Origin of the sequence: Rubricella aquisinus, from assembly GCF_014199445.1 — a bacterium.
Classification (GTDB): domain Bacteria; phylum Pseudomonadota; class Alphaproteobacteria; order Rhodobacterales; family Rhodobacteraceae; genus Rubricella; species Rubricella aquisinus.
On record NZ_JACIJS010000001.1, the window covers coordinates 498,849 to 518,508 of the forward strand.

19 protein-coding genes are annotated in these 19,660 nt (G+C 58.7%); 9 read left to right on the forward strand and 10 right to left on the reverse strand.

The window, feature by feature from the left end:
* Positions 1-54: 54 nt before the first annotated feature.
* Positions 55-1,017 (reverse strand): TRAP transporter substrate-binding protein, encoded by a 963-nt coding sequence (locus tag FHS89_RS02340; RefSeq protein ID WP_184008061.1) that lies wholly within the window; start codon positions 1,015-1,017, stop codon positions 55-57.
* A 106-nt stretch (positions 1,018-1,123) separates the two neighbouring features.
* On the opposite strand from FHS89_RS02340, the gene FHS89_RS02345 reads away from it, so the two are divergent.
* Positions 1,124-4,738 carry a hydantoinase B/oxoprolinase family protein gene (locus FHS89_RS02345; RefSeq protein ID WP_184008063.1) on the forward strand — a complete coding sequence of 1,205 codons (3,615 nt, stop codon included), beginning with the start codon at positions 1,124-1,126 and terminating at the stop codon, positions 4,736-4,738.
* Here the strand turns inward: FHS89_RS02345 and FHS89_RS02350 are convergent.
* The 7 genes from FHS89_RS02350 to hemJ all read right to left on the reverse strand — a co-directional run bounded on the left by FHS89_RS02350 (position 4,735) and on the right by hemJ (position 12,170).
* Complete coding sequence (locus FHS89_RS02350; protein ID WP_184008066.1) at positions 4,735-5,607, reverse strand: ParB/RepB/Spo0J family partition protein; 873 nt, start codon at positions 5,605-5,607, stop codon at positions 4,735-4,737. The genes FHS89_RS02345 and FHS89_RS02350 overlap by 4 nt on opposite strands.
* 17 nt (positions 5,608-5,624) lie before the next feature.
* Complete coding sequence (locus tag FHS89_RS02355; RefSeq protein WP_184008068.1) at positions 5,625-6,401, reverse strand: ParA family protein; 777 nt, start codon at positions 6,399-6,401, stop codon at positions 5,625-5,627.
* On the reverse strand, positions 6,394-7,014 hold the full coding sequence (gene rsmG / locus FHS89_RS02360) for a 16S rRNA (guanine(527)-N(7))-methyltransferase RsmG (RefSeq protein WP_246413518.1): 621 nt from the start codon (positions 7,012-7,014) through the stop codon (positions 6,394-6,396). The genes FHS89_RS02355 and rsmG overlap by 8 nt, the downstream gene beginning before the upstream one ends.
* Positions 7,015-7,016: 2 nt before the next feature.
* Complete coding sequence (mnmG, locus tag FHS89_RS02365; RefSeq protein WP_184008462.1) at positions 7,017-8,885, reverse strand: tRNA uridine-5-carboxymethylaminomethyl(34) synthesis enzyme MnmG; 1,869 nt, start codon at positions 8,883-8,885, stop codon at positions 7,017-7,019.
* Between the two features lie 11 nt (positions 8,886-8,896).
* A complete protein-coding gene (mnmE, locus tag FHS89_RS02370) occupies positions 8,897-10,189 on the reverse strand; it encodes a tRNA uridine-5-carboxymethylaminomethyl(34) synthesis GTPase MnmE (RefSeq protein WP_184008070.1) in 1,293 nt (430 codons plus the stop codon).
* A 73-nt stretch (positions 10,190-10,262) separates the two neighbouring features.
* Positions 10,263-11,534, reverse strand: coding sequence for a transcription termination factor Rho (gene rho, locus FHS89_RS02375; protein ID WP_184008072.1), 1,272 nt, complete (start codon positions 11,532-11,534; stop codon positions 10,263-10,265).
* 138 nt (positions 11,535-11,672) lie between these two features.
* Positions 11,673-12,170: a protoporphyrinogen oxidase HemJ gene (gene hemJ / locus FHS89_RS02380; protein ID WP_343051317.1), complete on the reverse strand. Its 498-nt coding sequence runs from the start codon at positions 12,168-12,170 to the stop codon at positions 11,673-11,675.
* A gap of 345 nt (positions 12,171-12,515) precedes the next feature.
* On the opposite strand from hemJ, the gene FHS89_RS02385 reads away from it, so the two are divergent.
* The 5 genes from FHS89_RS02385 to dnaQ are packed head-to-tail and all read left to right on the forward strand — an operon-like array spanning position 12,516 to position 16,038.
* Entirely contained in the window at positions 12,516-13,340 is an 825-nt protein-coding gene (locus FHS89_RS02385) for a pyruvate, water dikinase regulatory protein (protein ID WP_184008076.1), read from the forward strand.
* A complete protein-coding gene (locus FHS89_RS02390; protein ID WP_184008078.1) occupies positions 13,337-13,936 on the forward strand; it encodes a Maf family nucleotide pyrophosphatase in 600 nt (199 codons plus the stop codon). Before FHS89_RS02385 ends, FHS89_RS02390 begins: the two co-directional genes overlap by 4 nt.
* Positions 13,933-14,766: a shikimate dehydrogenase gene (locus tag FHS89_RS02395; protein WP_184008080.1), complete on the forward strand. Its 834-nt coding sequence runs from the start codon at positions 13,933-13,935 to the stop codon at positions 14,764-14,766. Before FHS89_RS02390 ends, FHS89_RS02395 begins: the two co-directional genes overlap by 4 nt.
* Positions 14,763-15,359, forward strand: coding sequence for a dephospho-CoA kinase (coaE, locus tag FHS89_RS02400; protein WP_184008082.1), 597 nt, complete (start codon positions 14,763-14,765; stop codon positions 15,357-15,359). The genes FHS89_RS02395 and coaE overlap by 4 nt, the downstream gene beginning before the upstream one ends.
* Positions 15,352-16,038 carry a DNA polymerase III subunit epsilon gene (dnaQ, locus tag FHS89_RS02405; RefSeq protein ID WP_184008084.1) on the forward strand — a complete coding sequence of 229 codons (687 nt, stop codon included), beginning with the start codon at positions 15,352-15,354 and terminating at the stop codon, positions 16,036-16,038. Before coaE ends, dnaQ begins: the two co-directional genes overlap by 8 nt.
* A 49-nt stretch (positions 16,039-16,087) precedes the next feature.
* On the opposite strand, the gene secB is transcribed toward dnaQ, so the two are convergent.
* Together secB and FHS89_RS02415 are read right to left on the reverse strand one after the other, a co-directional pair.
* Entirely contained in the window at positions 16,088-16,585 is a 498-nt protein-coding gene (secB, locus tag FHS89_RS02410; RefSeq protein WP_184008086.1) for a protein-export chaperone SecB, read from the reverse strand.
* 73 nt (positions 16,586-16,658) lie between these two features.
* Positions 16,659-17,153 (reverse strand): FxsA family protein, encoded by a 495-nt coding sequence (locus FHS89_RS02415; protein ID WP_184008088.1) that lies wholly within the window; start codon positions 17,151-17,153, stop codon positions 16,659-16,661.
* Positions 17,154-17,292: 139 nt separating this feature from the next.
* Between FHS89_RS02415 and FHS89_RS02420 the strand changes: the two genes are divergently transcribed.
* From FHS89_RS02420 to FHS89_RS16405, 3 genes are read left to right on the forward strand one after another with little or no spacing between them, the layout of a single operon-like run.
* A complete protein-coding gene (locus tag FHS89_RS02420; protein WP_343051318.1) occupies positions 17,293-17,958 on the forward strand; it encodes a Tim44/TimA family putative adaptor protein in 666 nt (221 codons plus the stop codon).
* Positions 17,959-17,967: 9 nt separating this feature from the next.
* On the forward strand, positions 17,968-19,014 hold the full coding sequence (mltA, locus tag FHS89_RS02425; RefSeq protein ID WP_425502771.1) for a murein transglycosylase A: 1,047 nt from the start codon (positions 17,968-17,970) through the stop codon (positions 19,012-19,014).
* Between the two features lie 3 nt (positions 19,015-19,017).
* Entirely contained in the window at positions 19,018-19,650 is a 633-nt protein-coding gene (locus FHS89_RS16405; RefSeq protein ID WP_343051319.1) for a Smr/MutS family protein, read from the forward strand.
* Positions 19,651-19,660: the final 10 nt, after the last annotated feature.

Genomic DNA, 19,660 nt, shown 5'->3' on the forward strand with positions numbered 1-19,660 from the left:
ACAAGAGAAACCCGGCGCGCCAATTGGAATGGCGGCGCCGGGCTCTGTCGTCAATTAGTTGGAGTAGGTGGACAGGATCGCTTTCGCGTCATCGCTCGCGCTTGCGTTCCAGTTCTCCAGCATGGTGGCGCCGATGGCCTGAAGGCCGGACACCAGCTCTGCGCTTGGCTCATAGACCACGATGCCATTCTCAGCAAGGGCTGCGGTCTGCTGGGATGCTTCTGCCTTGGACATGTCCCAGCCGCGCTGCTCTGCCACTTCGGCGGCGTTGAGGATCGCGGACTGCACATCATCGCTCAAACGGTCGAATTCGCGCTTGTTCACGACGACGATGTTCTTGGGCACCCATGCGTTGATCGGGGTGTAATGGGTGACGAAATCCCACGCCTTGGAGTTCACGCCCGTGGACGGCGAAGTGATCATCGCGGCCACCTGACCGGTGGAGAAAGCTTGCGGGATGTTGGAGGCTTCGACCTGCACCGGTGCAGCACCGGCAAGGGTCGCGAATTCCTCAAGAGCCGCGTTATAGGCACGGAACCGCAGACCGGAGAGGTCATCAACCGTGGCGATCTCCCCATTGGTATAAAGACCCTGCGCGGGCCACGGCACGGAGAAGAGCGGCATTAGCCCCTGCTCTTCAAGCAAGGCGGACACAACAGGCTTTTGCGCGGCCCACAGACGCTCCGCCTCATCATAAGACGTGGCGAGGAACGGCTGGCTGTCCATGCCGTAGGCAAGATCTTCGTTCGACAGGCGCGACAGGAAAAACTCGCCAATCTGAACCTGACGGGAGCGCACGGCATTCTTGATCTCGGAATGCGGGAACAGCGATCCGGCGGAATGCACGGTGATGGTCATGCCGCCATCGGTTGCGGCGGACACATCGGCTGCGAATTGCGCGATGTTTTGGGTATGGAACGTGCTGTCCCCGTATGGGGTGGGCATGTCCCAGCTTTGAGCATGGGCCGACACGGCAAGCGACAGGCCTGCGGCGAGGGGAAGAGCGAAGCGAAGCATTTAAACCTCCTGGTTGGGTTTTTGGTATTGCCGTCGTGACATTACGTTGACAAATTGCAAGCGTTCTGAAAACAAATCAACAGTTTTTTCATTTATGGAGGCAAAAATGCGCCCGCACTCAAAAGAATGGCAGTTTTGGATCGACCGCGGGGGCACCTTCACCGATCTTGTTGGCAGAATGCCTGATGGCACGCTCGTGACAAAGAAACTTTTGTCGGAAAATCCTGAACGATATGAGGATGCTGCGGTCGAAGGCATCCGGCAGATGATGGGCCTGACAGAAGGCGAGGCATTTCCCACCGGCGGTATCTCTGCCGTGAAAATGGGGACGACCGTTGCCACGAATGCCCTCTTGGAACGGAAAGGGGAAGCAACACTCCTGCTGATCACCGAAGGGTTTGGCGATCTGTTGCGAATCGGCACTCAAGCACGGCCAAAGCTGTTTGACCTCGATATCCGGCTGCCCGAACTGCTCTATTCCGATGTGGCGGAAGTCTCCGAACGGCTTGCCGCAGATGGAAGCGTGATCACTGATATGGATGAGGAGGCCGTGCGCACCTCCCTTCAGGCGGCCTATGACAAGGGGCTGCGCTCCGTCGCGATTGCGTTCATGCATGCCTATCTGGAGCCGAAGCACGAACAACGCGCGGCAGAGATTGCGCGTGAGATCGGGTTCACCCAAGTCACCCCCAGCCATGATGTCAGCCGATTGATCAAGCTGGTCGGGCGAGGCGATACGGCAGTGGTGGATGCCTACCTCTCCCCCATTTTGCGGCGCTATGTGGATCGGGTTGCCACGGCGATTGATGTGAAGGGCGGCGCGTGTGAGCGGCTTTATTTCATGCAATCCAATGGTGGCCTTACAGATGCCGCGCTGTTTCAGGGGCGCGACGCGATCCTTTCTGGCCCGGCGGGCGGTGTCGTTGGCATGGTGCGGACGGCTGAGGATGCCGGATTTGACAAGCTGATCGGCTTTGACATGGGCGGCACCTCCACCGACGTGTGCCATTACGCAGGCACCTATGAGCGGTCCTTTGAAACGGAGGTCGCGGGCGTGCGGATGCGTGCGCCGATGATGCATATTCATACGGTGGCAGCGGGCGGCGGCTCGATCCTGTCGTTCCGCGAAGGGCGCTATCAGGTTGGCCCGGAAAGTGCGGGTGCCGATCCCGGCCCCGCCTGCTATCGCCGGGGCGGGCCGCTGACGGTGACCGATTGCAACGTCATGCTTGGTAAACTCAGCGGCACACATTTCCCCGCCGTTTTCGGCAAAACCGGTGATCAGCCGCTGGATGTGGCGGCGGTTCACTCGAAATTCGAGGAAATGGCCGCCGAAATCGCGCTGCGCACGGGCGCGCCCCGCAAATCCGCCCGCGACACGGCGGAAGGGTTCCTCAGCATCGCGGTGCAGAACATGGCCAACGCCATCAAGAAAATCAGTGTCGAGCGGGGATATGACGTCACTCGCTACACTCTGAACTGCTTTGGCGGCGCAGGCGGACAACATGCTTGCCTCGTTGCCGATGCATTGGGGATGGAGCGTGTGTTCGTGCATCCCTTTGCCGGTGTTCTGTCCGCCTTTGGTATGGGGCTGGCCGACATTCGCGCCCTGCGGGAGGAGCAATCCGACCTGCCCCTGTGTGACGCAGCCAAAGCGGGCGAACGCCTACGCGCGCTTGCCGATGAAGCACGGGCAGAGGTGCGCAGCCAGGGCATCGCCGCGTCCGACATTGAAACCGTGGAAAGCGCGCATCTGCGATATGACGGTTCGCATCAGAGCCTCGCCGTGCCATTTGGCACCGCAGATGAGATGCGCCACGCGTTTGATGAGGCGCATACCGCACGGTTCGGCTTTGCCAATCATGATCGCACCGTCCTGATTGAGATGCTGACGGTCGAGGCGATTGGCCAAACCGGGGCGGACAGTGCGCCGATCCGTTCTGACAGCACCGAAGCCACCCCGATTGACCGCGTTACGGTATACGCGGATGGCACGGAACATACGGCCGATGTGTATGACCGTGGCACCCTGCCCGCCGATGTGCCGCTATCCGGTCCCGCGATTGTCTGTGAGCCGACAGGCACCACGATCATCGAGCCGGGTTGGGCTGGCCATATCGACGGGCGCGGCAACCTGATCCTTGAGCGGGTCGCGGCCCGCAAACAGGCGGTGGCACTCGGCACGGATGCTGACCCGGTGCTGCTGGAGGTGTTCAACAACCTCTTTATGTCGATTGCAGAGCAGATGGGCGCGACCCTCGCCAACACGGCGTACTCCGTTAACATCAAGGAAAGGTTCGATTTTTCCTGCGCCCTGTTCGATGCGGAGGGCAATCTGGTGGCCAATGCGCCCCATGTCCCGGTGCATCTGGGCTCGATGTCCGAAAGCGTGCGGACGATTGCGCGCCTCAATGCGGGTAAGATGAAACCGGGCGACAGCTTTATGCTGAACGCGCCGTTCAACGGCGGGACGCATTTGCCCGATGTCACGGTGATCACGCCCGTGTTCGATAAGGACGGGGCCGAGATCCTGTTCTATGTCGGCTCCCGTGGGCACCATGCGGATATTGGCGGGCGCACCCCCGGCTCTGCCCCGCCGGACAGTAAGCATATCGAGGAAGAGGGCGTGCTGATCGACAATTTCCATCTGGTCGAGGGTGGAAAATTGCGGGACGCTGAAACGCGCAAGCTGTTGCAATCCGGGCAGTATCCCTGCCGCAATGTCGATCAGAACATGGCCGACCTTGAAGCGCAGATCGCTGCCAATGCGACCGGTATCCGCGAAGTGCACCAGATGATCGAAACCTTCGGGCTGGACACCGTGCTGGCCTATATGCGCCATGTTCAGGCCAATGCGGAGGCCAGCGTGCGGCAGATCATCGGGCGCCTGTCGGACGGGGAATTCACCTATCCGCTGGATGACGGATCACAGATCAAGGTGCGCGTTGCCGTCGATGCGGAGAAGGGTGAGGCGGAGATTGATTTCACTGGCACATCCGACCAGCATCCGGGCAACTACAACGCGCCAAAGGCGATTGCGCATGCGGTCGTGCTTTATGTGTTCCGCTGTCTGGTTGGGGTGGATATTCCGCTGAACGAGGGGTGCCTGAAGCCGCTTAAATTAACCATTCCAGAAGGCTCCATGATCAATCCGGTTTATCCAGCGGCGGTCATTTCAGGCAATACCGAGGTCAGTCAGGCCATCGCGGATTGCCTGTTTGGCGCGCTGGGGGTGATTGCTGGCAGTCAGGGTACGATGAACAATTTCGTCTGGGGCAATGATGATTTCCAGAACTACGAAACCATCGCTGGCGGCACGGGTGCTGGGCCGACATTCGATGGCACATCCGCTGTTCACAGCCATATGACAAACACAAGAATGACCGATCCAGAGATTCTGGAGCAAAGATTTCCTGTTCGAATTCAACGGTTTGGCATCCGCCGCGGGTCTGGCGGCACGGGCGCGCATCAGGGTGGCGACGGGATCGTTCGGGAGGTTGAATTCCTTGTGCCCGTCACGGCCACGGCCCTGTCATCCCACCGGTCAGTGCCACCTTTTGGCGGTGACGGCGGTGCGCCCGGTGCGACGGGTCAGAACTCGGTTCGTCGTGCGAACGGTCAGATTGACACCCTGTCAGGCAATGATGAGGCGCAACTTAACCCTGGTGACGTGTTTGTCATGCACACACCCGGCGGGGGCGGCTGGGGTGTGAAGCATTAACCTTGTGAGAGGAGCTGGCACAGCCCGTCCAGCTCATCCAAATTGGAGTATCGAATGCGCAATTCACCCTTACCGGAGGATGTGTGTTCGATACTCACCTTGAGCCGCAAATGAGCGGTAAGGTCAGCCTCAAGCGCGCGGGTATCGGCATCTTTCGTCGATGCCCGCGACTTGCTTTGACCTTTAGAAACAGGTGGCGCCTTGACCAACTGTTCCGTCTGACGAACCGAAAGGTTCTGGTCGATGACCTGCTTTGCAAATTTCGCCGGATCATCCGAGGTGATCAGCGCCCGCGCGTGCCCTGCGGACAATTTGCCGGTGACAACATACTCCTGCACACTGTCGGGTAAGGTTAACAGACGCAGCAGATTGGCGATGTGGGACCGGCTTTTGCCAAGGGCTTCTGATAACTTTTCCTGGGTGTGGCCGAATTTATCCATCAGCTGACGATAGCCCTGCGCCTCTTCAATCGGGTTAAGATCGGCGCGTTGGATATTCTCGATGATCGCGATCTCAAGCACATCGGTATCACTCAGGTCGCGAATGACAACGGGCACCTGATGGATCTGCGCCCGCTGCGCTGCCCGCCAGCGGCGCTCCCCTGCAACGATCTGAAAGCGATCAGATTTGGCCGGATCCGGGCGCACGATGAGCGGTTGAAGGATGCCCTTTTCCTTCAAGGATCGTGTCAGATCAGCAAGGTCTGTTTCATTGAAATGACGACGCGGCTGGTCAGGATTGGCTACGAGTTTCTCAATTGGAACAATGGTTTGCCCAGAGTTTGCTTGAGGCTGGTTTGTTGTATCAGTGTCGGCCAACAAGGCAGAAAGTCCGCGGCCCAGTCCCTTTTTCTCAACTTTGCGTGCCATTCTCTTTGCCTCGAATTCTACTTTTGACGGGACAGCAATTCCGCTGCCAATTTCTGATAGGCCAGACTGCCTGAACTTGCATGATCGTACAGCAATGCCGGTATCGCATGGGATGGTGCCTCGGACAAACGGACATTTCTGGGAATGACTGTTTGGTAAACGAGTGGGCCGAGCGTGTCGCGTGCGTCCTCTTCGACTTGGGAGGACAGCTTATTTCGACGGTCATACATGGTTAAGACGATCCCCTCGATTTTAAGGGATCGGTTAACGGTTTGGGACACTTCACGGACGGTTTTCATCAGTTGTGTTAACCCTTCGAGGGCGAAAAATTCGCATTGAAGGGGGACGAGGACGCTGTCCGCTGCCGCCATAGCATTCAAGGTCAGCATGTTGAGCGATGGTGGGCAGTCGATCAGGATATAATCGTAGGTGCCGCGTACTTCCTCCGTTGCGTCCTTCAAACGGTGCAGTCGCCCCCTATCCTCCGCCAACTGAACATCGGCGGATGACAGATCAACGGATGCCGGGGCGATAAACATGCCTGGAACTATTGTTTCACGTGAAACATCCACCAACGACCGCCCGTCAAGCAACATGTCATAGGTCGACACGTCCCGATTCGATGCATCAATGCCCAAGCCAGTCGACGCATTCCCCTGCGGATCAAGATCAATCAGCAGGACACGCTTTCCAACCGCAGCGAGAGCTGTTGACAGGTTGATTGCCGTTGTCGTCTTTCCGACCCCACCCTTTTGATTGGTCAGTGCGATAATGCGGGCAGATGGATCAGACATGATGAATTCCAGACAAAATAAGCACAGTGCTCTCTTGGTCAATTAGCGATTCCTTGTGCGTAACGTCAAATGACCACAGATTTCGTGCCTGCACGAGCTCTTCACCAACGCGAGCGCCCTTATGAAAAATGCAGATACCATCCGCATTTAGGTGAGGATACGCATATCCAAGCAACTTATCCAGCGGGGCAAGGGCACGCGCCGACACAATATCAGCTTTCTGTGGCTCCGTTGCTTCAATGCGAGAGGTCAACACGGTGGCATTCAATCCTAACTCACGAATAACGGTGCGGAGAAAGGCCCCCTTACGCGCATCACTCTCCACCAATGTGAACGCAATATCCGGGTTCGCCTCATGCGCGAGCGTTGCGACAACCAAACCCGGAAAGCCAGCACCACTGCCCAGATCGACCCATTTTCGTACGTTGTGTGGCGCATAGGAATAAATCTGAGCGCTATCCACAAAGTGGCGCTCCCATAAATCCGGAATGGTAGACGGCGCAACAAGGTTAATCTTCTCCTGCCAACGCTCCAATAAATCAGCGTAGACTTGAAGCCGATCCAATGTTTCACGTGAAACAGAGATCCCCTTAGGCAGCGCGAATTCGCTCAAAATCAAACCGCCGTTTTCATCGAAGAGCGCCGAATCTGCCCCAGTAACAGCGTCAACGCAGCTGGCGTCATTCCATCAATCCTTGCCGCTTGCCCAAGTGACCCCGGTCGTATCTTCGACAGCTTGGTCTTTAGCTCATTCGAAAGCCCGCTCACATTCTGATAATCCATATCAGCCGGAATAATCAGTGTTTCCTCTTTCCGCATAGCCGCGATATCGTTTGCTTGGCGCGCGATATAAGGCGCATATCTAGCATCTCTAACGACCTGTTCCGCAATATCTTGATCAATCTCGGCAAGTTCGGGCCAAATCGGCTGTAGATCGCTCAACTCAATATCGGGAAACGCCAACAGCCCCAACGCATTCCGGCGCACGCCATCCTGATTGATTTTCAGCCCCTTCTTGGCCGCATCCGACGGTGTTACAGACACCTGCTCCGCCAATTTCATAGCAGTAGAAAGGCGTTCTGCTTTCGATTCGAATATGCGCCGCCGCTCCTCCCCCACGCAGCCGATCTCAATCCCGCGCGGGGTCAATCGCTGGTCTGCGTTATCCGCGCGCAAGGACAGCCGGAATTCCGCCCGCGAGGTAAACATCCGGTAAGGCTCCGTCACGCCACGCGTCACCAGATCATCAACCATGACGCCAATATACCCATCAGCCCGATCGAAAACGACTGGGCCATCACCACGAACCATCGCAGCCGCATTCAGCGCCGCAACAAGCCCCTGGGCCGCCGCCTCCTCATACCCTGTCGTACCGTTAATCTGCCCGGCGAGGTACAAACACGGCATCGCCTGCAACTCCAGCGTATGGGACAGTGCCCGCGGATCAACGTAATCATACTCAATCGCATAGCCCGGCTGCAGAATCTCAGCCTGTTCAAGCCCGTTAATCGACCTCACGTACTCATGCTGAACCTCAACGGGCAGGCTGGTAGAGATGCCGTTGGGGTAAATCACATCATCACTCAAGCTTTCCGGTTCCAAAAAAATCTGATGAGAGGTCTTATCCGCAAACCGTACAACCTTGTCCTCAATAGACGGGCAATAGCGCGGACCAACACCATCAATATGCCCACCATACATCGCCGATCGGTCAAGATTTTCGCGAATGATGTCGTGTGTCCGCTCATTCGTGTGCGTGACACCGCAGGCGATCTGGCGTGCCTCCGGTGCCTTGTTCAGAAACGAAAAGAGCACCGGGTCATCATCACCCGGCTGCATATCCACCTTTGACCAATCGATTGTCTTGCCGTTGAGCCGTGGCGGCGTCCCGGTTTTCAGCCGCCCCAGAGGGAGGCCAAGGCTGTCGATCCGTTCCGCCAAAGCGATAGACGCGTTCTCTCCCATCCGACCACCTGCGTGGGATTTGTCGCCAATATGGATCACACCGCGCAAAAACGTGCCCGTGGTTAACACGACGGCCTGCGCCCGCACCTCGGACCCGTCGCGCAGGATCACGCCTTTTGCAGCGCCGTCGATGACGCGCAGATCGGTCACCTCGCCTTCAATCACCGTCAAATTGTCATAACGCCGAAATTCTGCCTGCATCGCGGCGCGATAAATTGCGCGATCTGCCTGACATCGTGGCCCCTGAACAGCAGGCCCCTTACGGCGGTTAAGCAGCCTGAATTGAATACCGGCAGCATCCGCCACGCGGCCCATTACGCCATCGAGCGCATCAATTTCACGGACCAGATGCCCTTTACCGAGCCCGCCAATCGCGGGATTGCAGGACATTTCGCCAATCTTGGCGAATTGATGGGTCACCAAAGCGGTGCGCACGCCCATCCGCGCCGCGGCCTGCGCAGCCTCCGAACCGGCATGACCGCCGCCAATCACCACCACGTCAAAATCAGAATGTTTCACGTGAAACGTCCTCACTTGCCCAAACAAAAGCTAGAGAAAATCTCGTCCAGCACATGCTCCACATCAACCCGACCCAAAACGGAATCAAGCGCACGCACCGCACGCCGCAATTCCTCAGCCGCCAGATCAACGAAATCCTGACCACCCCTTACATGAATTTCCGCCGAGTCTAAAGCGGCAACCGCTTCGTTCATCGCAATCAAGTGCCGCTCCCGAATGGCAGAGGACGCGCCGCGCGCCCGATCGCTCAAAATCTCACCAACCCGGCTGATAAGCGCATCAAGCCCAGCCCCCGTAACACCCGACACACCCCGGCCCGTCACATCCGCTTTCCCCGAAACCACGATATCCGCAGAAAGCCGCTCTGGCACCGGATCAGGCTCCGACTGCCCCGGCTCAAGTAGGAAAATGCGCAAATCCGCATCCCGTGCCCGCGCCCGTGCCCGGTCAACACCGATCGCCTCAACCGCGTCCTCCGTTTCCCGCAACCCAGCAGTATCAAGCAGCGTGACCGGCAATCCCGCCAAATCCATCCGCACCTCAATCACATCACGGGTCGTCCCCGCGATATCAGACGTGATCGCCGCATCACGCCCCGCAAGCGCGTTCAGCAATGTCGACTTTCCCGCATTCGGGCGCCCAACAATCGCCACCTCAAATCCATCGCGTATACGCTCCGCCATGGCAGCACCCGCGATCTCCGCTCTCAGTGAAATTCGTGTTTTCTCAATCAGATCAAGCACTTCTTCAGAGACATCTTGTGGTACTTCCTCATCCGCGAAATCAATCGTTGCTTCCGTCAACGCCATCGCCCGCACCAGATCGGTACGCCAATCATCCGTTTTTTTGCTTAACGCGCCACGCATGATTTGCATCGCCTGACGATGCTGCGCTTCGGTTTCCGCCTCGATCAGATCGCCCAAACCCTCGATCTGCGCCAAATCCATCCGGCCATTCTCAAGCGCCCTTCGCGAAAATTCCCCCGGCTCGGCCAGCCGAAATCCATCCATGCCACTCAGCACCCGCAGGACGGAGGATACCACCGCGCCCGAGCCATGCAGCTGATACTCCGCAACCCGCTCACCCGTGAAACTCGCCTTTTCCTCAAACAGCAGCACGAGCGCCTCGTCCAACACGGCGCCATCCATCGGATCACGCAGAGTTCGCAACGCCGCCCGTCGCGCCACAGGCACCCGCGCCCCAAACACCTCAACCGACCGCCACGCGCCCGGTCCCGACACCCGCACAACCGCAACACCGGCCCGACCCCGCGCCGTTGCCAAGGCAAAAATCGTGTCCGCCATCCGCACCTCCAAAAGCAAACGGCCCCGGCAGGACAATCCTGACCGGAGCCGCCTTAAGCCAATCCAACCCCGATCAGGTGTTCATCGAGTCGAAGAAATCCGAATTCGTCTTGGTCTGTTTCAGCTTCGACAACAGGAACTCGATCGCATCCGTCGTCCCCATCGGGTTCAGGATCCGGCGCAAAACGAACATCTTGGTCAGGTCGGACTTGTCGACCAGCAGATCCTCTTTCCGGGTGCCGGATTTCAGAATGTCCATCGCCGGGAACACGCGCTTATCCGCAACCTTCCGATCCAGGACGAGTTCGGAGTTACCCGTGCCCTTAAATTCTTCAAAGATCACTTCATCCATCCGGCTGCCGGTGTCGATCAAGGCCGTCGCGATGATCGTCAGCGATCCGCCCTCTTCGATGTTCCGTGCCGCACCGAAGAACCGCTTTGGCCGCTGCAACGCATTCGCGTCCACACCACCCGTCAGAACCTTACCCGAGGAGGGCACAACCGTGTTGAACGCCCGGCCAAGCCGCGTAATGGAATCCAGCAGGATCACAACATCCCGCTTGTGCTCAACCAGCCGCTTCGCCTTGTCGATCACCATTTCGGACACCGCAACGTGCCGCGTCGCCGGTTCATCAAATGTGGAGGCAATCACCTCCCCCTTGACCGAACGTTGCATGTCCGTCACTTCCTCCGGCCGTTCGTCGATCAGCAAAACGATCAGATAGCATTCCGGGTGATTGCGCTCGATCGAGTGGGCAATGTTCTGCAAAAGCACCGTCTTACCCGTGCGCGGCGGGGCGACGATCAGGCAGCGTTGCCCTTTCCCAATAGGAGCGACAAGGTCGATCACACGCGCGGACCGATCCTTCACCGTCGGATCATCCACTTCCATGATCAGCCGCTCATCTGGGTAGAGCGGTGTGAGGTTATCGAAATTCACCTTATGGCGAGATTTTTCAGGATCCTCGAAATTGATCGCGGATACCTTGACCAATCCGAAATACCGCTCGCCCTCTTTCGGGGCACGGATCACACCCTCAATCGTATCTCCCGTCCGAAGGGAGAATTTGCGGATCTGGTTTGGGCTGACGTAAATATCATCCGGGCCTGGCAAATAGTTCGCCTCGGGTGAGCGCAGGAACCCAAACCCATCCATCAAAACCTCCAGCACTCCATCGCCAGAGATTTCGCAGCCTTCCTCGGCCATTTCCTTGAGAATGGCGAACATGATCTCGCCCTTGCGCATCGACGGCGCGTTCTCGATCTCAAGATCCTCGGCCATGCGCACGAGTTCAGCCGGGCTTTTCGCCTTCAGCTCAGCAAGAGAGAGTTTTTCAATATCCATGAAGTCGCCTGATAGAATAGACCACAGGTGAAGCCAGAAACGGTGTCACATGTGCAATGTCTGTCTTCGGAAAAATCGCCCCAGAACAGCGGCGTATGTAGCCCATATGGATTTAAAGGGCGCTTTTGTCAATGCGGCCTAGATCGGTTTCACGATCACCATGATCACGATCACCAGCATCAGAACGGTCGGCACCTCATTCATCAGGCGGTAATGTCGACCTGTCACGCTGTTCTGATCCGCAACAAAATCCTTCCGCCGCTGACCAAGCCAATGATGAAACCACGTCATTCCTAACACGCAGGCGAACTTGACGTAGAACCACCCTGATCCCCAATCGACCACACCCGGAATACCCACCAGGATCAGGCCCAGAACCCATGTCATGATCATCGACGGGTTCATGATGAGACGATACAATTTCGCCTCCATCACTTTCAATGTTTCTGAGAATTCAGACCCAACAGAAGCCCGTTCCGTATGGTAAACATACAGTCTAGGTAAGTAAAAAAGCCCCGCCATCCATGCAATTACTGCCATCAGGTGGAATGCTTTGATCCATGGATAAGCAGTGATCAGTATATCAATCATAAGGACCCTCTGTTTCCCTATTTTTACGGGAGGTTCGCCATCCATTCAATCCGTTACAGACAGGCTTCCTATATAAATAATATCGAAGATATTTTTTATGATGGTGTAGAGCCTGTGAATCCTGTGGATGAATATCCCATCGTATTTCGCACACAGATTTATCCACAACGCCCAAGCCCGGTCAAACCAACTCTGCTTGGGGAATCCGGCGCCGCGTCCAAGTTATCATTCCCCACCCTGAGCCTGCCTGTGGACGGGATGGTTTCGGCACAAAAACGCTGAAACAGGGTGCTGTGTCGATGAAACGGCATGCGTCCTTCTATTGATCCCCGCACGTCGCCCCGCCATACACGACTTATCCCCAGAGTTAAGCGCAGGGTGAGGCAGCCGATGGCATCGAAATTCGACATTCACATCCTCTCTGATTCGACCGGAGAGACGGGATTTGCCGCCGTGCGCGCCGCGCTCGCGCTCTTTGATGATAAGCCGTTTACGCAGCACCGGCATGTTTTTATCCGTTCCACCAGTCAGCTTGAGGCAATCCTCGCTGGCTTGCCGCCCACGCCCTGCCTGATTGTCTATACCTTGGCCGATCCCGCCCTGATCGGGCTCTTGGAGGACGAAGCGGGGCGCCGCAACATAACGCTCGTGCCCCTTCTCAATCCCCTGATCGACGCGGTGGCCGATTTGACGGATCAGGTGCCGAACCCGCGCTCCGGCAATCAGCACACGGTGGATGATCAATATCTTGAGCGGGTCAACGCGATTGATTTTGCCATGAGCCATGATGACGGGATCAGCGCGGATTACCTTTTATCCGCAGATGTGATCCTTGTTGGTGTCAGCCGCACGTCCAAAACGCCAACCTGTATTTATCTCGCCTATCAGGGGGTGAAGGCCGCGAATGTGCCGCTTGTCCCGGGTCAGCCGCAGCCGCCCGCTTTGCTGGAGGCGATCCGCGCAGGTGCCGCCGTGATCGGCCTGATCGCAACGCCCAATCGGCTGGCACAGGTGCGCAAGAACAGGCTCAAGACACTCGGCGGTACGCATCAGGTGGATTATGCTGACCTCGCCACCATTCAGGAAGAAGTCGCAGAGGCGCGCCTGTTCTTCGACCGGCACTCCCTGCCAGTGATCGACGTCACCCGCCGCTCCATCGAGGAAACCGCCGCTGCCGTGCAGCTAGAGATGCGAAAGAAAGCAGCCAAACCGTGACACAGCCCGTTATTCTAGCCTCCGGTTCCAAAATCCGGGCCGAAAGCCTGCGCAATGCCGGTGTAACCTTTGAGGTCGATGTGCCCCGCGTCGATGAGGCGAGCATCAAGGCCGCGATGCTCGCGGAGGAGGCCCCGCCGCGCGACATTGCCGACAAACTGGCGGAGTTGAAGTCCCTGCGCATCTCAGCCCGGCACCCGGAGGCGTTGACGCTTGGTTGCGATCAGGTGCTTGTGCATAAAGGCCGCCTGTTCGACAAACCCGCCAACCGGGCGGAGGCCGCGGAGCATTTGCGCCACCTCAACGGATCAAGCCATGAGCTTTTGTCCGCCGCCGTCATCAGTGAGGCAGGTCGCCCTGTCTGGCGGCATATCGGGCGGGCGCAACTGGTGATGCGACCCTTCTCAGACGCATTTCTGGAGGATTATCTCGATGCGGAGGGTGATGAAATCCTCCATTGCGTCGGAGCCTACAGGCTGGAAGGACGCGGGGCGCAGCTTTTCTCTCGGGTGCAGGGGGATTATTTCAGCGTCCTCGGCTTGCCCTTGCTTGAAGTGTTGGGTTTTCTGAGGGCACGAAAGGTGTTGATCGAATGAGCCAAGCCCCCCTCCTCGCCGGTGTTGTCGGCAACCCGATCGGTCACAGCCGGTCGCCCGCGCTGCATGGCCACTGGTTGCGGCGCTATGGCATTGCAGGTCACTACATCCCCATCGAATTGCGGCCAGAGCATTTTGAAACGGGCATCCGCGCCCTGCCTAAGCTCGGCTTTCGCGGGATCAATGTGACCATTCCCTATAAGGAAACCATCCTGTCCATGGCCGATCAGGTGAGCGATCGCGCGTCGTTGATCGGCGCGGCCAACACCATCATGTTTCGCGAAGATGGCGGAATTTATGCCGACAATACAGACGGTTATGGGTTCATTTCCAATCTTGAACATCACGCGCCTGCTTGGTCCGCGAAATCCGGGCCAGCGCTTGTGCTGGGGGCGGGGGGCGCGGCAAAGGCGATTGTTGCCGCGATGGTTCAGGCAGGCGCGCCAGAGATCCGCATCGCCAACCGCACCCGCAACCGTGCGGAGGCCCTGCGCGAACGGTTCGGGGCGCGGGTCACAGTGGTCGATTGGAATATGGCCGCCGGGGCGATGGCCGACACCGCAACGATCATCAACACCACATCGCTGGGCATGGACGGCCAGCCGCCATTGAACCTGACCTTTGAGGCAGCCCCCAAATCGGCGCTTGCCACCGATATTGTCTATGCCCCGCTTATCACGCCCTTCCTGTCCCGCGCGGCGGAGGCCGGGTTGGTGACCGTGGATGGGCTTGGCATGTTGCTTCATCAGGCAGCGCCCGGTTTTCAGCATTGGTTCGGTGTGCGGCCCGATGTGGATGATGATCTGCGCGCGGCGGTCCTGTCGGCATGAGCATCAATATCGGTCTGACCGGCTCCATCGGCATGGGCAAAAGCACCACGGCTGGCTTCTTCCGCGATGCAGGCGTGCCTGTCTGGGATGCGGATGCCGCCGTGCATCAGCTTTACGCACCGGGTGGCGGTGGCGCGCGGGCAATCGCAGTACTTTGCCCCGATGCGGTCACGGACGAGGGCGTTGACCGCGCGAAGCTGCGCGCCGCAATCATGGCCGATGAAAGCCTCATGCCCCGGATCGAAGCGGCCATTCACCCGCTTGTCGCCCAAGACCGGGCGGATTTTATTGCAGGTACGCCGGACGCCCCGCTCCGGCTGTTTGACATACCGCTTCTGTTTGAAACCGGCGCGGATGGCTGGCTTGATCATATCGTTGTGGTGACGGCCCCGACGGAGGTGCAGCGCAGCCGCGTTCTGGCCCGCCCCGGCATGACCGAAGAGGCGTTTCATGGTATCCTCGCCCGCCAGACCCCCGATGCGGACAAACGCGCGCGGGCCGATACGGTGATCGACACCTCCCATGGGATTGAGGCCGCGCGCGCGGCAGTGCACACTCTGATCGCACGGCTGACAGGGGTGCCACATGCGTGAGATTGTTTGGGATACGGAAACCACCGGGTTCAAACCGGAAGAGGGGCACAGGCTCGTCGAAATCGGTGCGATCGAGTTGGTCAACCACCTGCCGACAGAGAATGTATTTCACGAATACATCAATCCCGAACGCGACATACCCGAGGAGGCATTTAACGTACACGGGTTGAGCATCGACTTTCTCAAAGACAAACCCGTCTTTGCCCAGATCGCCCAGAAATTCGTGGATTTCGTCGGGGATGCGACGCTCGTGGCGCATAATGCCAGCTTCGACATGCATTTCATCAATTACCAGCTCAAGGAACTGGGGTTCGAGCCGATCCCCATGTCCCGGTCGCTGGATACACTGGCCATTGCGCGCAAGAAGTTTCCCGGCGCGCAAAACTCCCTCGATGCCCTGTGCCGCAGGTTTGGCGTCGATAATTCCGCGCGCGAAAAACATGGTGCGCTGCTGGATAGTGAGATCCTTGCGGAAGTGTATCTGGAGCTGATCGGCGGGCGGCAGCCGGATTTCGGGTTGTCGGGCGCGCAACAGTTGACAACCACGGCCAATCCCACCGGGGATTGGACACCACCGGCCCGGCCGCGCCCGCTCCCCTCGCGCCTGACAGAGGCGGAGAAGGCGGCGCATGACGCGTTTGTCGATGCGCTGGGGGAAAAGGCGTTCTGGCGCGCATGAAAAAGGGCGGCACATTGGCCGCCCTTCTCCAAATACGTTCGGGATGCGTTTACGCAGTGCCTTCTGGCTGTGCGGCTTGCGCAGCCTGACGGCGCGCGATCTCGTTGCGATAGAGTTGCAGAAAGTCGATATTGTCCACATTCACCGGCGGGAAGCCCCCGTCGCGGGTCACGTCCGACACGATCCGGCGCACATAGGGGAACAACATGCGCGGGCATTCGATCATCAGATAGGGATGAAGCTGCTCGTTCGGCACATTCTCAATCGTGAAGATGCCAGCATAGTCCATTTCCAGAAGGAACATCGGCTCAGTCGCGGCGGTCGCCTTTACCTCGATATGCATGACGACCTCGAATGTGCCGTCCTCCAGCTTTTTGCCGTCAAGGTTGACGCCCACTTTCACATCGGGTGCGCCGGTCGGTGCCTTGTATTTCTGGGCGATCACGTTCTCGAACGAGATGTCCTTGATATACTGGGTGCGCACCTGCATGCGCGGGGGTTGCGGTTGCGCCTGCGCGCCGTTTGCGGCGGGGGTTTCCTCTGCCATGTGTCTCTCCTGAATGTGTGTATCTGACTGTTGGCCGCAGGCTTATCAGGTTGGCCCAAGGCCGACAACAGGGTCAGTCCCGGCGGGTCCAGCCGGAACTGCCGCGCGGGCCATCATCGGGAATATCCTCTGGCTCAACCCGGTAATCCCCGTCGATGATGTCCTCCGATGCGGGCGGATGCCGGTCCGCTGTCGCGGCACCAGCCTGCATGTGTATGTTTGAGGTAATCCGCTTGGCCAGATAACTGATCACCGCACTGCGCACCGGCGGCACCAAAAGGGCAAAGCCAATCGCATCGGTGAAAAAGCCGGGTGTCAGCAGAACGATCCCTGCCACGAGGATCAACGCCCCATGCGCCAATGGCCCGCGCGGATCGCGGCCTTCGTTCAGGCTGGCCTGAAGTTTTGCAAGCTCGCCCATCCCCTGCTGCCGCAACAGCGCCGCCCCCAGAACAGCGGTCAAGATCACCGTCACCAGCGTTGGAAACAGGCCGATCCACCCACCAACTTGGATGAACAATCCGATCTCAATCAATGGCACAACGATCAGCGCCACGAAAATCCACATGATTCCTCACAATCTGACAGCCCGCCGCACCCACCAAACATGGACTTAACCGCCTCGCGACCTTAGATAGGGATGAACAGGCGCTGTGAGAAGCGCGCAAGCGGTTTTTGGCGAAAGGCTAAAAGAGATGGATGGGGTTATGGTTCAACTGATGGTGCTTGCGGGCGTGGCCATTTTTCTTGTGCTGCGGTTGCGTTCGCTTCTGGGAACACGGACGGGCTATGAGCAAAATCCCGATGAATTGCGCACGCGCGCTCCGGCCTCTGACCGGGGGGATGGCTCCGCTCCGTTCGAGGTGATCGAAGGCGGCGGCGTGGATCAGGACATTGCCGATCACGTCGATCCCGACAGCGACGATGGTAAGGCGCTTGCCGCGATGAAGCGGGTGGAGCCGTCTTTCCATGTGTCTGATTTCCTCGGCGGGGCGCGCGGGGCCTATGAAATGATCCTGATGGCTTATGAAAACGGTGATCTCGACACGCTTGAGCAATTCCTTGCTCCCGACGTCTATGCCGGGTTCCGCGCCGCTGTTGACGCACGGGAGGAGCAGGGGCTTGAGGTCGAAGCGCAGTTTATCGGCGTCAGCGAAGTGACGCTGAAGAAGGCGCAATTCGACGAGATGGACAATGTGGGCGACCTGACCATCCGGTTCGTGGGCGAAATGACGACCGTGGTGCGCGACAGCGATGGCAACATCGTCGAAGGCGACCCGAATACCGTGAAAAAGCAAAAAGACCTCTGGACCTTCTCCCGCGTTATGGGGTCGGACAATCCCAACTGGCTTTTGGTTGCGACGGGCGAGTAATTCATGCGTTTGCGCGGCCTGCATACGACGCTGGCCGCGCTGGCGTTTCTGATCGCACCCCATGCCAGCATGGCGGAAACGGTGCGATACGAACCCTTGCGGTTTTCCGAGATTCTGGGCTGGGGTCAGGATGACCATGCCGCGGCACTGGACACCTTCCGCAAAAGCTGTGGTCTGACCCCGCGCAACAGCCTTGTCACTGATATGGAATGGCGCGGTGTCTGTAAGGCTGCCGAATATGCGTTCGACGCGCGCACTTTCTTTGAAGCGGCCTTTCGCCCGGTTGTCATAACGGATGGGTCAGACCCGCTGTTTACCGCTTATTTCGAGCCGGAACTGATCGCCAGCCCGGTCCGGACAGGAGAGTTTCAGCACCCGATCTATCGCCCGCCGCCTGAGTTGAACCAGCCATGGCTGACCCGCGCGCAGATTGAGAATGGCGTTCTCGCGGGTCGGGGGCTGGAGATCGCATGGCTGGCCGATCCGGTTGATGCGTTCTTTTTGCATGTACAGGGCTCCGGGCGGCTTGCGATGACCGATGGCAGCGTAAAGCGTGTCGGGTTTGCGGATCGGAACGGGCATCCCTACCGCTCTGTCGGGCGGCATATGGCGCAGCTTGGCATCTTTTCGATCCATCAGGCGAGTGCGGCGAATATTCGTGCATGGGTCCAGCGCAACCCCCGCGATGGCCGCCGGATTTTGCAGCATAACCCGTCCTATATCTTTTTCCGGGAGGTCACGAACCTCGCGCCGGAGGATGGGCCGATTGGCGCGATGAGCCTGCCTGTCACCGCGCGGCGCAGTGCTGCGGTTGATCCGGCCTACACCCCGCTTGGTGCACCTGTCTGGATCGAGACAAACATCAGCACCGGCCCATGGGCGCAACTGATGATCGCGCAGGATGTGGGCAGCGCGATCAAGGGCGCGCAGCGCGCTGATCTGTTTCTTGGCTCTGGCGCGGCGGCGGGTGAGTTGGCCGGGCGGGTCAAGGGGGATGGCCGCATGATCACCCTTTTGCCGGTGGCAACCGCAGACCGCCTTCTGCGCGGGAATTGAGCGGTGTCCCGGCGCGGAAAACGGCGCGGCCTCACGGAGGAGGAGCGCGCGCTTTGGTCCACCGTCGCCAAAACGCTCAAACCCATGCCGATGCATCAGGATGGCGCGCCGAAATCCTTTCCCAGCAGACCGCAGCCGAAAACCGAGACGGCCCTGCCCCCGTCACCCCCCCCGCCGATCCCGAAACCGCAATCCAAGGTGCTCCGCCCCTCCCCTCACCGCTCCAGCGGTGCGCGGATCACGTTTGACCTCGCTCCCGACCCGATAGAGGCGACAGCCAGCCCTGATCCCGGCATGGATCGGCGCCTGTTCGACAAATTGCGCAAGGGCAAGCTGATCCCCGATGCGCGCATCGACCTGCACGGGATGACCGCCGATCGGGCAAAAGCAGAGCTGACCGGCTTCATCTTTGCCGCGCGGCATCGCGGAAACCGTGTGGTTCTGGTCATCACCGGGAAGGGGCGCAAGGGCGGCGATTCCATCGCGCCCGATCGACAAGGCGTGCTGCGCCATGCCGTGCCACAATGGTTGCGCGCCGCGCCGCTTGGCCCGATGGTGTTGCAGGTTACACCGGCCCATCGGAAGGATGGTGGAACGGGGGCCTATTACGTCTATCTGCGGCGTGTTCGGGGCTAACACTCGCTTT

Coding starts and splice junctions, on each gene's coding strand:
- FHS89_RS02340 (WP_184008061.1), bottom strand. CDS start 1,017: ATGCTTCGCTTCGCTCTTCCCCTCGCCGCAGGCCTGTCGCTTGCCGTG.
- hemJ (WP_343051317.1), bottom strand. CDS start 12,170: ATGGATGGCGAACCTCCCGTAAAAATAGGGAAACAGAGGGTCCTTATG.
- rho (WP_184008072.1), bottom strand. CDS start 11,534: ATGGATATTGAAAAACTCTCTCTTGCTGAGCTGAAGGCGAAAAGCCCG.
- coaE (WP_184008082.1), top strand. CDS start 14,763: ATGAGCATCAATATCGGTCTGACCGGCTCCATCGGCATGGGCAAAAGC.
- secB (WP_184008086.1), bottom strand. CDS start 16,585: ATGGCAGAGGAAACCCCCGCCGCAAACGGCGCGCAGGCGCAACCGCAA.
- FHS89_RS02350 (WP_184008066.1), bottom strand. CDS start 5,607: ATGGCACGCAAAGTTGAGAAAAAGGGACTGGGCCGCGGACTTTCTGCC.
- FHS89_RS02420 (WP_343051318.1), top strand. CDS start 17,293: ATGGTTCAACTGATGGTGCTTGCGGGCGTGGCCATTTTTCTTGTGCTG.
- FHS89_RS02385 (WP_184008076.1), top strand. CDS start 12,516: ATGGCATCGAAATTCGACATTCACATCCTCTCTGATTCGACCGGAGAG.
- FHS89_RS02355 (WP_184008068.1), bottom strand. CDS start 6,401: ATGTCTGATCCATCTGCCCGCATTATCGCACTGACCAATCAAAAGGGT.
- dnaQ (WP_184008084.1), top strand. CDS start 15,352: ATGCGTGAGATTGTTTGGGATACGGAAACCACCGGGTTCAAACCGGAA.
- FHS89_RS02345 (WP_184008063.1), top strand. CDS start 1,124: ATGCGCCCGCACTCAAAAGAATGGCAGTTTTGGATCGACCGCGGGGGC.
- FHS89_RS02415 (WP_184008088.1), bottom strand. CDS start 17,153: ATGTGGATTTTCGTGGCGCTGATCGTTGTGCCATTGATTGAGATCGGA.
- mnmE (WP_184008070.1), bottom strand. CDS start 10,189: ATGGCGGACACGATTTTTGCCTTGGCAACGGCGCGGGGTCGGGCCGGT.
- FHS89_RS02395 (WP_184008080.1), top strand. CDS start 13,933: ATGAGCCAAGCCCCCCTCCTCGCCGGTGTTGTCGGCAACCCGATCGGT.